This window comes from Aliidongia sp. (assembly GCF_035943795.1).
Lineage (GTDB): Bacteria > Pseudomonadota > Alphaproteobacteria > ATCC43930 > CGMCC-115725 > Aliidongia.
In genome coordinates, this window is sequence record NZ_DASZBY010000079.1 from 1 (window position 1) to 12,721 (window position 12,721).

Sequence of the window (12,721 nt, forward strand, 5' to 3'; positions counted from 1 at the left end):
GTCGGGCTCGTCGATGCCTGACTCCATCAAAAGTGCGTCAGAGCCCCGATTGGAAGCCGATCACCCCGAAAACGGGGGCCTTATTCCACGCTTATTCACAGATCAAGGGCATCTTCGCGTTGCAGCCGCTGCTCGCCTCGATCGAGGATGGCAGTTTCGCGCCGACCCGCAACACCGTGCTGGTGATCGACGAGATCAGCCAGATCGCGCCGCGGCCGATGCTTCGGCTGCTCGAGCTGCAGGCCAGGACCGGCATGACGATCCGGGCGCTGGGCGACCGGGAGCAGGCCCAGGCGATCGAGGCGGGCGACACGATCGAGATCCTGCGCCGGGCGCTTCCCAAGGAACTGCTACCGGAACTGCTCTCGACCGTCCGCCAGGTCGCGACGCGCGACCGTGCCATCGCCGGGCTGTTCCGCGACGCGTGCGCGGGCGAGGCACTTGCCATGAAGCGCGAGGACGGCACGGCGCGCCTGCTAGGTGGCGACCAGGACCAGGTCATCGACCAGATTGCGGAATTCTATCTCCGGCGGCGTGACATCCTCCGGGCTGCCGGTTCGAAGCGCGGCATCACGATCTCGGTGCTGACGAACGAGGACGCGGCCGAAATCAGCCGCGCGGTCCGCACACGGCTCAAGGCCCGCGGCGAGATCGGCGCCGACGAGACGATCTACCGGGCTGTGGCCCCGCGCGGTCCCGACCACACCACCTACGACCTGCCGATCGCGACCGGCGACCGGCTGCGCCTGTTCCGGCGGACCTGGGCAAAGATCGACGGCAGGGGCGGGACGATCGGCAACAATGGCGACATCGTCGAAGTGGTCGGCAAGGGCGCGGACGGTCTTCGGCTCCGGAACAAGGATGGGAAGATCGGCGCGGTCGAATGGCGCAGCCTGGCCGACCCGGGCTCTGGCCGCCTGATGCTCGGGCCCGGCCACGCGCTGACCATCGATGCCGCCCAGGGCATCACGTCCGACGAGCATATCAACGCGCTGCCGCGCGGCAGCGCCGGCATCACCGCGTTCAAGGCCTATGTCGCGGAAAGCCGGGCGCGAGGTGCTTCCTGGACCCTGGTCTCGGAGGTTGCGGTCCATGAGGCGGTGAAGTACGGCAGGGCGCTCGGCGACGCCACGCCGATCACGGCGGCGACCCTGTGGCAGCGGGTCGGCGAGGATATGAGCCGCAAGCCCTACAAAGCGCTCGGCATCGATCTCCTCGAGGACGCGCGGACGGCCCGGGAGCAGGCGACGGACGCGTTCCTGCGCCAGAGCCGCACGATCCAGACCTGGTCAGTCGATGGGCCGGAGACGGTACAGAACGTGCGCAAGCACGCGAAGACCCAGGCCGTCAGAAACCAGCTCGCCACCAACATCGACACGCTCGGCGAGCCGGTCCGGCGGAATGGCGCGGCGCTGAAGAAAATCCGCAAGCGGGCCAGCGCCCATCATAATGCGATGGCGGTCGAGGCGTTCATACGCGGCCGCGACGGGACGCTCACACCGCGCGACCTTGCCCGCGAGCAGGCGGTGCGCAAGCAGCTCGGCCAAGGGAGCGTCGTGCCGGAAACGATCCGCGGCAACCGCGCCCTGCTCGACGAGGTCAGGCGCGCGGCGCGGGAGCATGCGCGGTCGATGACGGTCGATGCGTTCATGCGGGACCGCGGCGCGATGGACAGGGCCAGCGGCGCGCCGGTGACGCGCGACGAGCGGGATTGGGCGCGCACGCAGACGGTGCGCAAGAAGCTTGCCAGTGGCATCGCCGGTCTGGACGAGCAGATCCGCCAGAATTTCGCCATCCTTTCGACGTCGGCTGAGGCGGTCGAGCACCATCTTCGCGCCCGGCGCATCGCGCTGGAGCAACAGCGCCGGCGACTGGAAGAGACCCCGCGGCCGAAGACGCCCGGCAGTTCCCCGGGGTTTTAGCTCTTGGAGATCAGGTCGTCTGCCGAGGATCGATCGGAGGCGCGGTGCTGGCGGTTCGAGCCCAGCGAACATCCCTGGTCCGATACTGAGCCTCGTTGGGTATGTTCCTAAAAGGCAGAGCAAATTGGACGTCGTTTTTGTCAATGTGCGGCCCGGAGTTAGCATTGCCTACACGATTCCGGACTAGGCTCTATTGATCGACGCATCTTCCTCGCCGGAAATTGCCAGAACCTCGTTAAGAACTTGTTCACTTCCCGAGCGCATCGAGCATTCTGTGGCGTCCGGAGCACATTCATTTACCTTTCATGGGTGAGTCCTATGCGCGATCTTCTTGCTGATTGGAACAAATGGACGCGGATCGAGCGAATTTCCGCTCTGGTCGGTATCACTTTCGTGACGTTCCTCGTTCCGATCCTGGCAACCTCCACCGTCCTTGCCCACTGACATACGCGGTTGTCTCTGAAGCGAGCGGACCGTTCATGCCGGACTATGAGCAGGGGAAAGCCCCCTTGCCCGGGCAGCGGCCGGCGCCTACTCGGCCATGACGGACAAGGCCTGCGGCACGAAATCTAGCCCCAAGAGTATTGTCTGGTATTGCGTATCTCGGTAAAGTATCGAGAGTCAAAATACCGGAGCGTACCTGATGTCCGAACCGATCGGTCGGCCGTTCACCTATCATCGGCACCAGCTCGCGAAAACCTATGCGGATGGCCTTTTGGGCGTATCGCTGATGGATTTCCGGTCGGGGCTGTTCCTGACGGCGCCCCGCCGCACGGGCAAATCAACCTTCCTTCGTGAAGATCTCGTTCCGGAGCTCGACAGGCGCAACATCCTTCCGGTCTACGTCGATCTTTGGGCCGACAGGTCGGCCGACCCGAGCCGCTTGATCGCCGATGCGATCCGGGCGGCGTTCCGCGCGGTCGAAGGCACCGGAAGCAAGCTCATCCGCGCAACGCGGATCAAGAAGATTTCCGCCCCGGGCGGCTTTTCGGTCGATCTCGATACCATAGGCCAACCGTCCGGCACGACCCTGACCGACGCGCTCGGCGAACTCGTCAAACGCTCAGGCCGGCTCGTCTGTCTGGTCGTAGACGAAGCGCAGCATGCGGTCACGACCGACAACGGCATCAATGCGATGCACGCGCTTAAGGCCGCCCGCGATGCATTGACCATGGGTGAGGCGGGCCGCCGGCTGGCCCTGGTGTTCACCGGATCTCACCGCGATAAGCTCGGCGCGCTGGTTCGCAACCGCACGGAGCCTTTCTTCGGCGCCCAAATCCTCGACTTCCCGTTGCTCGGCAGACCCTACACCGACGAGTTCACCGCCTGGGTCAACGTCCGGCTCGCCGCGGATAATCGGTTCGATCCCGACGATGTGTGGGGCGCATTCGAGGTCCTGGGTCGACGCCCGGAACAGTTGGCGGCCCTGCTGACGTCGCTGGCGCTGAGCGAGGAAAAGGCGAGTGGCTTGCGCGGTGCTCTTGCCGGCCGCGCCGTCGTCTTGCGAGAGTCGGCATGGCAGGAGTTTGACGTCCAGTTCGATGCCCTGACGCCGATCCAGCAGGCCGTGCTGCGTCAAGTGCTCACCGACGGTCAAAAATTCTCGCCGTTCGGCGCCGAAACGTTGACGGTCTACGCCGCCCGCGTGCGTCAGAAAGTAAGCAAGGGCGGTGTGCAAGCCGCCCTGGAAGTGCTGCGCGACAAGAACCTGCTGTGGCGGTCGGCCCATGGCACCTACGCGCCCGAGGATCAGGCGCTGGTCGAATGGCACGAGTCTCGGTTTGCCCAGCCGGTGACCGCCTCCACTGACGGCCCCGTGGGAACGACACCCGGATAGGTGTTCATGCAATCCGCCCGCAGATAGTGAACCGGCCTCTGCCGCCGACATTGAACCACGAGGTCGCGGACGCGCGGGAACCGGACGAACTCAAGGATCCGTGGACCGTCAATCCCGAAAAAATACGCGGCGTCCGCCACAGCCAAAGGATCGACCCGCAGAGCGAGGAGCATCCTGGCGGCCAGAGGGAACCGAGCGGTGCTCCCCGCTCCACCCCGCACTCTGTTGCGGGCGATCATTCGGCCGCCACCGCGGAGCGGCTGGCGATGCAGCGCTCGAGGGCCGCGAACAGTCCATCGATGCGCACCGGGATCCGATCCTCGAACAGGGTCCGCGCGCCGATCGCGATCCGGAGCGCGCCATAGGACTCACCGATGGCGACCGGCTGCCCAACCAGATACCCGATGTCCGCGAGTTGCCGGTGGATCGGCCGAAGCGCCGCCATGCTCAGCAGGCGGTCCGGCCGTTCGAGATCGCGCACACCAAAGCTGATGATGCTGCCCGCCCCGAAGCAGCTGGCTTCCTCGCCGTCCGGCATGGGAACCGGCGCCAGGGACGGCAACTGCGTCACGCGATCGCACACCAGGGACGCGATGCGGGCAATGCGCTCGCCCACCTCGCCGAACGGCAGGCTGGCGAACCGGTCGAGCTCGGCGAGGGCCGCGATCCAGCGCAGCATCGTGCCGCGGTTGGCGGAGAACAGCGCCTCGGATCCTTCACCCGGCAGATATCGCAAGAGTCCGGGGGGCAAGTGCGAGAGATCGATGGCCTCCAGGCGGCGGCGTGGAAACAGGATCGCGCCCGAGAACACGGGACCGCCGAAGAACTTGGAGCCGGTAATCAGGACCGGGCGGTCTCGGAACAGATGGGCGCGAAGGCGGGCGGGCGATAGGCGGGCCTGGCAGGCATCGACTACGACCTCCGCCCGGGCGTCCAGATCGAGCGGCAGGCTCAGACCGGTCTTCGATCCGTCGATCGCGTGGATCACCGGTCGCCCCGGCGCGTACCGGGCCGCCGCCACCAGATCGGCTTGCAGCACGTCCATCGACCGTGGCCGGCCGTCGGGGTGGCGCAGAGCAACCGGGATCACGCGGCAGTCCGCCGGGAACCCGGCGGCCGGTTCGCCGGCATGGGCGTCCGCAAATGCCGGCCGGCGGCGGCGAGGGGCACGCCGCTGCCCGTCTCGGCGCTGCCCGGCAGGATGCTGACGATCGGGCGTCCGGGCTGCTCCGCGGCGAGCAGGCCCATCAGGATCAGGGTCGCGTCGGTGCCGGATGGCGCCAGGAGGGCGACGGCCAGATCGTCGACGCCAAAGCGCTGGGTCAGGCGCAAGGAGACGCCGAGGGTCTGCTCCTCGAGCGCCGCCCGTTGGCGGTCCGGATTGCCGGTCGACAGCTCAATCAGGGCCTCGGACGCCGCATGTAGGCCGAGGGCGGAGATCGGGGTCGCGGTGCAGGACGAAAAGCAGACCAGGTCCGGTTCATCGAGCGGCGGGCATAGATACTTGTTGCGCCCGGTCCGGGGATCGAGTGCCAGCCGTGAATCGCCGCCGCTCACCAGCTGGCGCGCGAGGTCGTGGGGGTAAAGATTGGTCACGCGCATCAGGCTGCCTCTCCTTCGAGCAAGGCCACCAACCGTTCAATCCGGCGCGCCAGTTCGTCTGCCGCCATCGTCGGCGGCTCGGGCAGGTGGATCGAGGCGAGGGTCGCGTCGCGCGCGGCCAGGGCGTCGAGCGCGTTGGCCCGGGCCTGCTGCGCCGGCACGCCGGCGGCGGCCTCGATCGCCGTCAGGGTGCCGAGCAGGCCGGCATCGACCGGGTCGTTCGGCAGGCCGGGATCGCTCGCCGGCGGCGGCTCAATTCCGCTCGCCTTGGCCAGCATCGGGGTGAAGGGCGTGTTCGGCGGCGTATCGCCATCGAGGGCTGTGAGGGCGGTCGGCGTGACCGGCGCTTCCCCGGCCGCCGCGATGGCGGCGCCGATCGCCGCGTCCACCCCGCCGCCAATGGCACCGGCGAACCCGTCGAGCAGCGCGCGCAGGGCGGGGGAGGCGGGCTCGCTTGCACCGGCGGCGACCTGGCCCTGCCGGATCGCCTCGACCAGCGCCTCGCTCCGGTCCGACAGGGCCTTAACCTCGGCCGGCTTCGGCTGGCTCAGCATGACCGGCCGGTTGAGCCGCATCGGCCCGGCGGTGTCGATCGCGGCGTGGAACAGCTTGGCGTAGATGCGCCGGCCGCCGAACAGGATGATCGCCTCGCCCTCGATCAGACGCTGCAGATCGTTCCAGTCGACGCGCGAGACCTGGCGGACCTCGGCATGCTGCGCCTCGCGATACTCGCCGACCCCGCCGCCCTGGTAGTTGGTCGCCTGGGTGACATAGGTCTGGCCGGCGGTCTGCTCGATCCATTCGCGCGTCCGTTTGGCGTCCTGCTGGCGCATGGCGACGGTGAGGTTGGCGTTGCCGAGCAGCGACTGGGTCTTCTCGCCAATCCTGGCCCAGATGCCGCTCACCTCCTGGAACGCCAGCCAGAACATGATGTTGAGCCCGCGGCCCATGGCGAGCATCCGGTCGAGCCCGCTGGTCGCGTAGTAGGCCAGCTCGTCGAACACGACCTGATAGGGCGCCTCGCCCATGCCGGGCTTGTTGGCGACGATGTCGCCATAGTCGCCTTCGAGCCGGGCACCGAGGATCTCGGCCATCATGCCGCGCAGGCTGGCGACGATGATCTTGCCAAGCGAGGCCAAGGTGTCGTCGGAATTCTCCAGCGCCGGCAGATTGACCACCAGGATCCGGCGGTTGAGCACCACGTCGCGCATGACGATGTCGCCGTGCTCGATCTTGAAGATATGGCCGAGCGAGCCGCCGAGCTGGGTGAAGGTCGCCGTGAAGTAGAACAGCGCGAAGCCGTGCTGCTTGAACGGCTCATCGGTCTTCTGCTTGTTATAGTCCAGGGTGACGTCGTAGCCGGGGATTTCGCCGAGATAGGCCTGGAGCGGATAGATCAGGTCTTCGGGAATCTCCGGGATGGCGATCTCGGTGACCTCACCGGTCTCGGGATTGCGCACCCGGAACACGCGCTTGGTGGCGATCGTCCAGATGCAGGCCAGGTCGAGCGCGAAGCGGATCTTCTCGATATTGATCGGGACGCCCTTGTGGTCGCGCATCCAGACCAGCACCGGCGCCATGCTGCCGACGAGCGCGATGGCGCGGCCGCGGAACACGCCATTGGCATCGTCCGAGCGCTGCTCGCCCAACTGGCTCGCCAGCAACTCGCGGATGGCATCGGCATTGCCGGTGGCGAACGGATTGAAGCTGTTAGAATCCTTGACGCCGCTCGCCACCAGGAAATTGAGGGCGAGCACATCGTCCTCGCGGCCGAAGCGGCGGGCGAGCGCCAGGACCTCGCCGAACAGCTTGTTGTCGGCCTTGCCGTCGACCAGGACGAAGCCGGACGAATGGGTGAGGGCGTTGGTGAGGAAGCCCAGGATCGCCGTGGTCTTGCCGGCACCGGTCGTGCCCGGAATGCTGCCGTGCTGGCGGCCATCGTCGGAGGACGCCCAGAGTTCCTGGCCGGTCATCGCGTCGCGGCCGAGATAGATCGAGCCGGCCGCCATCCTCGGCTTGCGGTTGGCCGGGTCCGGATAGTTCCAATCGCGGATGCCGGCGCTCTTCGGCAGCCGCATGGGCAGCTTGACCCGGCGGGTCAGCACCCAGGTCGCGTAGAGGAGCGCGCTCGGCACGATGAGATCGACCGTCACCGGTGCCAGCAGCATGAGCCCGGCGGACCCGCCCAGCAGCAGGCCGGAGAATTGGCTGGCGAACAGGGCGGTGAGCCGAGTCGTGAACGGCCGGATGTCGCGGAGGTTCTGGACGCCGCTGCGCTCGAACTTCTCCTGGGGGCCGAGGATTTCGCGCGGGATCATGGGCGGTTCCGTCCCTTCCGAGCCTTCAGGGCGCGGACGAGCCCGCGGAACAGTCGCTTGGGCCAGGGGTACCGGACGAGCATCGGTTCAGTTCGCGAGGCCGAACGCCGCGAGGCCGGACGGGGCGGCGGTCGGGCCGGCGCCGGGGCTGGCACCCGGCGCGACAGGGGCGCCCGGCGGCGGGACCAGGCGGGGCGGGGTCGCCAGCTGGTTCAGGACCGCCGCCGGGACTTGCGGACGGGCAGCGGCAGGGGCCGCAGGTTCGGCGCTGGCCCGCTGGACGGCGGGTGCCGGCGTGTCGGCACGGCCGAACAGCAGGCCGACCAGGATGACCGGAAGGGCGACCGCGGCGAGGGCGGCGGTGGATTTAAGCAGGAGGCGCTTGGGCGGGACGGGGATGAGGGCCGGCGCGATGCCGCCCGGGCTGCCGGGCAGGGCATGCACGTAGAGATGCAGGTGTTCGTGGCGGGGTGGGGCCAGGAGCCCGTCCTCGGCCGCCGGGGGCAGATGGACATGCAGATGGACGCCCTGGGCAAGCTCGTTGGGCATGATGTGGCCTCCTCAAAAATTCGACTGGGTCATACGATCGCGTGCCGTTGCGCGAATGGCGCTGACGGCGCGATCGAGCGCCGGGACGAGGAGAGGGCACCCGGCGGCAAGCTCTGCCGCCCAATGGTCGCGTGCGCCAACCGCTTCGATCCGGGGATTTGGATGGGTCGTGCTGCCGGGACCGTCCGAGGGGAATCCCAGCGAATGCAGCGCATACCAGAGGCGCCGGTCGACCAGCTTCAGGAAGGCGAACTGGGCCGGGGCGAGCACGCCGGCGCGGAGCCTGGCTTCGGTCAAGAGGCTCATGAGCGCGGGGGCGGTAAAGCCATGGCGGTCGGCGATGGCGAGCGCCGGCGCCGCGATCGTATGCTCCGCGAGCACCGCATCGGCGCGGGTGATCACCGCCGCTGGGAACGCCAAGGGCCGCTCGGGACCGACGCGCGCCTCCTTGTCACGGGCAGGGAGCGACTCCGCGAGTTCGCCCAGGAGTGCGCGGGCATCGTCCCGCCGCTGGGCCAGATGGTGGGCCAGGACCGCGAACAGGGCCCGGACCTGCGGCGAGGCCTGTCTCGGGCCGCGCCACAGGGGCCCGAGTTGGCGTCCCAGCTCATGGCGGGCCTTGAACGCGTCGAACAAGCCGCCCTTGCCGGTCGCCCAGCGCTCGACCCATTCCGTGGTGTTGAGGGCGGAGTCTGCCGGGCGTGGCTCCCCGGCACGGATTGGGGCGAGGCCGAGCCGGCGCCGGACATGCGCGGCCGTGCTCCGGAAGCTCCGCGCCTGTTCCCGGATCAGCGCCTCGAGGTCGAGGGGTCGGCAGAACCGCGCCGGCGACGAGCGCAGGAAACACCAGACCCCGAGGGCGGCGACGAGCAGGGCGGCCGGAATCCGGAAGAAGCTGCCGAGGTCGCGGAACAGACCGAGCAACTGCGGGAAGGTCACGTAGGTGGGATCGGCGGCCCGCATCTGGGCATCGGCCAGATCGTACCGGTCGGTGAACCAGCGGATCACCTGGATCTGCCAATGGCCGAGCCGAAGCGCGATCGCACTGATCGTCGGATGCTGGAACTGCCAGAGCAGCCAGGCACCGAAGCCGAGGCCGATCACGATGACCGCGAGGCTGAGGAAGGTGTAGTCGTCGTTCGACGCCCAGGCGGCGCGGTTCCCCGGTTGGGCCATGGCTCAGCTCCCGCTTTTGAGCGCGCGGTCGCGCAGACGGAGCGCCTGCGCGAGCACCTGACGCAGATAGGCGGTCTTGTGGGCGGGATCATGGGAATGGTAGCGGCCGACCCCGTCCCAGAGATCGCCATGGGCCTCGTCCAAGGCCTGGCGCAGAATCCAGGCGCCGCCCTCGACGTTGGCGCAGAAGCTGTCGCGGAGCGCCCGATAGGTCGCCGCCGGCGGCGCGTGCCAATGGGCGGCGAGCTTCTGCAGCCAGATCTGGTTGACCTGCATCGGCCCGATATCGACCGTGCCGTTGCCGTTGTGGCTGACCCGACCGAGCGTACCGCCCTCGACCTGGAGCAGGATGACCAGCAGGCTCGGCGGCAGCCGGTGCAGCCGCGCCGCCTCGGTGACGCACGCGGCGACCGCGGCACCGCGCGGATCGCTCTCGTCGGCGTGCGCGGGCAGCACGGCGGTCAGGGCGAGCAGCGCGACCGATCGGAGCGGACCCTTCCTCATGGCGTCGGCCCCGTGGTTTGGGCGGCCGGCGCCGCGCGAGGGTCGGCCAGCGGCCGCTCGATCCTGGCGGCGGCAAGGTCCGCGCGCGCGGTCGAGCCTGCCCAGACGCTTTGCAGCTGGTTGACCAGGATCGCCTCTTGTGTGGCGGCCTGGGACGCGGCTTCGAGGGTCGCGAGCATGACGGTCGAGAAGCTGCCGGCACCGATCCGTTCGACCCGGTAGCCGAGCAGGGCGCCCGGATCGGATCGCAGCTCGATCCCGAAGCCCTTGCCGGTCACCTCGCGCCAGACCGCTTCGCCGGCGACGAGGAATACCGGCAGCAAACCGTCGCGCGCCGCGGCACTGTCGGGCGGGATGTTCAATTGCTTGCCGGTCACCTTGTCGTCGAGGATGACCGGTTTGCCGTCGCGGCGGATCAGCGCTTCGAGCGCCGTCTCGACCGCGCCGAGATTGACCGGCTCGAGCGACCGCGCGCTCATGCCAGCCTCCGCCGGCGCCAGACCGGGACGGCCGGCCGCAAGCGCCCGACCAGCCAGCGCCGGAGCAAGCGGAACAGGGCCGGCACGGTCAGGCCGAACCAGCTGATCACGGTGAAGAACACCACGCCGAAGACGGCGATATAGAGCGTGGTCCAGGACCAGTAGACCACGGCCGGCAAGACCGCCAGGCAGGCCCGCCCGTCGAGGTAGAGGACGCGTGTTGGCGCCCCTGAATCGCGCCACATCAGCCGAGGCTCCGCTGTTGGCGCCGGGCCTCGTCCTCGCTGATCCGGCCCGCTTCCAGCGCGATCCGGATCGCCTGCGCGTAGGACTGGCCCTGTTCCTCGACCGCGCGGCGGGTCAGGCCCGGCCAATCGGTCGGGTCGGTCTCGAGCAGCTGGGTGCGCAGCGCCCGGTCGAACACCAGGAACTCGCGCAGCGCAGTCCGCTTGCCGTCGGTCGAGAGTGCCAGCCGCTGGTTGACCACCAGGCGCAGCGACTGCGCGATCGCGCTGATCAGATTGTTGCGTTCGTCGGCCGGGCACAGGCTGGCGATGCGCTGCATGGTGAGTCCCACGTCGTTGGCGTGAGCGGTCGTGGTGAGGAGATGCCCGGAGATCGCCGCCTGGACCGCAGCACTCATGGTCACACTGTCCCGGCACTCGCCGACGTTGATGTCGGTCGGCTCGTTGCGCATGCAGTTGCGGATGAAGGCGTCGAACGAAGGCAGGTCGCGCGGGATCTCCGATTGATCGATGGTGGAATGGGGGCTCTTCACCCGGTCGAGCAGGAACTCGATCGGCGCCGCGCCCTCGATGATGTTGTAATGACCGTTGGGGTCCTGCAGCTTCGCGACCGTCATGCCGGCGATGAGCGTGCTCTTGCCCGAACCGGTCGCCCCACTGACGATCACCATGCCCTCGCTCGGCCGGTAGGCATCAAGGATGCCCGCCTCCACGAGTTGCGCCTCGAGCGACGGCGGCATGTCCGGGATCGGGCGCAAGACGATGCTGGCGCCGGTGCCGCGCCTGATCCGGCGCGGTGCGGCATTGATGCGGAAGCGCAGGCGCTCGGTGCGGCTCAGGGCAACCTCGTAGGATACGTCGAAGTCCTGGCCGCCCTGGAGGCGGGCGGTGCCGTCGGCGCCATAAAGGTGGTTGGTGATGGCGCCGATCTCGGCATCGTTGACGGCTTGGTCGGTGACGCAGTGATTGCGGCCATGGACCCGCAGCCAGACCTGCCGACCGGTCTTGAAGGCGATGCGCGAGGCGCCGATCCGGTAGGCCCAGGTCAGGAGCGCGTCGAGACCGGGCGCCAGTTTGCGCGGCTCGGTGACCCAGTGCGTGCCCTGGTCGGGCCAGCGCAGCGTGTCCGGTTCCGGTGCGACCGGGGCGACTGGGGCGACCAGGGCGGGCGGCACGATGATCCGGCGCTCCGGCGGCTCGGCGGACCTGGCCCGGGCGACCGGATGGTCGGGTCGCGGCGGGGCCGCGGACCCATGCTCCGTTTTGGCCAAGTCATTTGCTGACTCGGGGGAAGGATTGACGATGGTCTCTAACATTGAGGCTAATCCCCTTGGTCAGCTCTTGGCGGAGGCGACCGACGACTCGGCCGCGTCGTAACCTCGCGTCATCGCGGGCACCCGGCGGCGTCCGCCGTCCAGTGTTTGGTGTTGGTCTGCAAGCCCGGCTGGTCGGTGATGCGGATGGTGCGGTCGCCGATGTGGAGATCGTCGCGGCCGCCCTCGGTCACCCGGTCCTGGAACACGATCTTCGGCGGCTCGACCACGCCGGCCCGCAGCAGCACCCGGTAGCGGCCCATGCCGACGATGTCGCGCTGGAGGCGGCCCAGATCCGACAGGAAGATCTCGACCGCCTGTTTCTCGCCCTGGGCCCAACCCTCGGCGACCCACTTGTTCCAGTAGGCGACCTCGGCATCGGTATGCGGCAAGCCGGCATCGGCGGGGCGCGCCGGGTTGCCCCAGGTCCGCACCAGGTAGGTCCGCCAGTTCGGCGGCGTCGAGGCGAGTTGCGCCTCGCGGGTGATCTGGTAGATGCAGGCGGTCTCGCGCGCGACCTGGCCATTGTCGCCGAGCGCGAAGGCCATCTGCGCCTGGCTCACGATCGGCGGCCGCATCAGGGTCTGGCCGGAGCCGACCGGCAGCACCAGCGGGCGGAAGTCGTAGACGCCGTCGAGCTGGGCCTCGTAGCGCCGCAGCATCTCGTTGAGGGCGAAGGCGCGGGCCGCCAACCCGCCCTGCGCGCCATAGGTCAGGGCCGATTGATGCAGCTGCTCGCCGCGCCCGGCATCGAGCCCGTCGCCGGCCACGTCGCC

Annotated in this window: 12 protein-coding genes; 2 read left to right on the top strand and 10 right to left on the bottom strand. The window is 68.7% G+C overall.

Annotation, left to right across the window (positions count from 1 at the left end; genetic code table 11):
* Window positions 1-1,922, top strand: a 1,922-nt coding sequence (locus VGV37_RS13500) for an AAA family ATPase (protein ID WP_326880207.1), incomplete at its 5' end; no start/stop codon positions are given.
* Between the two features lie 643 nt (window positions 1,923-2,565).
* Window positions 2,566-3,759 carry an ATP-binding protein gene (locus VGV37_RS13505; RefSeq protein ID WP_326880208.1) on the top strand — a complete coding sequence of 398 codons (1,194 nt, stop codon included), beginning with the start codon at window positions 2,566-2,568 and terminating at the stop codon, window positions 3,757-3,759.
* Between the two features lie 235 nt (window positions 3,760-3,994).
* Here the strand turns inward: VGV37_RS13505 and VGV37_RS13510 are convergent, their stop codons facing one another.
* The 10 genes from VGV37_RS13510 to VGV37_RS13555 form a co-directional block, all read right to left on the bottom strand.
* On the bottom strand, window positions 3,995-4,849 hold the full coding sequence (locus VGV37_RS13510) for a hypothetical protein (protein ID WP_326880209.1): 855 nt from the start codon (window positions 4,847-4,849) through the stop codon (window positions 3,995-3,997).
* Window positions 4,846-5,361 carry a hypothetical protein gene (locus tag VGV37_RS13515; RefSeq protein ID WP_326880210.1) on the bottom strand — a complete coding sequence of 172 codons (516 nt, stop codon included), beginning with the start codon at window positions 5,359-5,361 and terminating at the stop codon, window positions 4,846-4,848. The genes VGV37_RS13510 and VGV37_RS13515 overlap by 4 nt, the downstream gene beginning before the upstream one ends.
* Window positions 5,361-7,679 carry a type IV secretory system conjugative DNA transfer family protein gene (locus VGV37_RS13520; RefSeq protein WP_326880212.1) on the bottom strand — a complete coding sequence of 773 codons (2,319 nt, stop codon included), beginning with the start codon at window positions 7,677-7,679 and terminating at the stop codon, window positions 5,361-5,363. Before VGV37_RS13520 ends, VGV37_RS13515 begins: the two co-directional genes overlap by 1 nt.
* Before the next feature lie 87 nt (window positions 7,680-7,766).
* Window positions 7,767-8,228, bottom strand: a complete 462-nt coding sequence (locus tag VGV37_RS13525; protein ID WP_326880213.1) for a hypothetical protein — start codon at window positions 8,226-8,228, stop codon at window positions 7,767-7,769.
* Between the two features lie 12 nt (window positions 8,229-8,240).
* Window positions 8,241-9,404, bottom strand: a complete 1,164-nt coding sequence (locus VGV37_RS13530; RefSeq protein ID WP_326880214.1) for a hypothetical protein — start codon at window positions 9,402-9,404, stop codon at window positions 8,241-8,243.
* Between the two features lie 3 nt (window positions 9,405-9,407).
* Window positions 9,408-9,908, bottom strand: a complete 501-nt coding sequence (locus VGV37_RS13535; protein ID WP_326880215.1) for a lytic transglycosylase domain-containing protein — start codon at window positions 9,906-9,908, stop codon at window positions 9,408-9,410.
* Window positions 9,905-10,387 carry a hypothetical protein gene (locus VGV37_RS13540; protein ID WP_326880216.1) on the bottom strand — a complete coding sequence of 161 codons (483 nt, stop codon included), beginning with the start codon at window positions 10,385-10,387 and terminating at the stop codon, window positions 9,905-9,907. The genes VGV37_RS13535 and VGV37_RS13540 overlap by 4 nt, the downstream gene beginning before the upstream one ends.
* Window positions 10,384-10,632, bottom strand: coding sequence for an IcmT/TraK family protein (gene icmT, locus VGV37_RS13545; RefSeq protein ID WP_326880217.1), 249 nt, complete (start codon window positions 10,630-10,632; stop codon window positions 10,384-10,386). Before icmT ends, VGV37_RS13540 begins: the two co-directional genes overlap by 4 nt.
* Window positions 10,632-11,903, bottom strand: a complete 1,272-nt coding sequence (locus tag VGV37_RS13550; RefSeq protein ID WP_326880218.1) for a type IV pilus twitching motility protein PilT — start codon at window positions 11,901-11,903, stop codon at window positions 10,632-10,634. The genes icmT and VGV37_RS13550 overlap by 1 nt, the downstream gene beginning before the upstream one ends.
* Window positions 11,904-12,016: 113 nt before the next feature.
* A partial coding sequence (locus VGV37_RS13555) for a type IV secretion system DotC family protein (RefSeq protein ID WP_326880219.1) occupies window positions 12,017-12,721 on the bottom strand: 705 nt, incomplete at its 5' end.

What these genes read in the sequence shown, in the direction of transcription:
- VGV37_RS13505 (WP_326880208.1), top strand. Translation starts at nt 2,566, where the DNA reads ATGTCCGAACCGATCGGTCGGCCGTTCACCTATCATCGGCACCAGCTC.
- VGV37_RS13515 (WP_326880210.1), bottom strand. Translation starts at nt 5,361, where the DNA reads ATGCGCGTGACCAATCTTTACCCCCACGACCTCGCGCGCCAGCTGGTG.
- VGV37_RS13520 (WP_326880212.1), bottom strand. Translation starts at nt 7,679, where the DNA reads ATGATCCCGCGCGAAATCCTCGGCCCCCAGGAGAAGTTCGAGCGCAGC.
- VGV37_RS13525 (WP_326880213.1), bottom strand. Translation starts at nt 8,228, where the DNA reads ATGCCCAACGAGCTTGCCCAGGGCGTCCATCTGCATGTCCATCTGCCC.
- VGV37_RS13530 (WP_326880214.1), bottom strand. Translation starts at nt 9,404, where the DNA reads ATGGCCCAACCGGGGAACCGCGCCGCCTGGGCGTCGAACGACGACTAC.
- VGV37_RS13535 (WP_326880215.1), bottom strand. Translation starts at nt 9,908, where the DNA reads ATGAGGAAGGGTCCGCTCCGATCGGTCGCGCTGCTCGCCCTGACCGCC.
- VGV37_RS13540 (WP_326880216.1), bottom strand. Translation starts at nt 10,387, where the DNA reads ATGAGCGCGCGGTCGCTCGAGCCGGTCAATCTCGGCGCGGTCGAGACG.
- icmT (WP_326880217.1), bottom strand. Translation starts at nt 10,632, where the DNA reads ATGTGGCGCGATTCAGGGGCGCCAACACGCGTCCTCTACCTCGACGGG.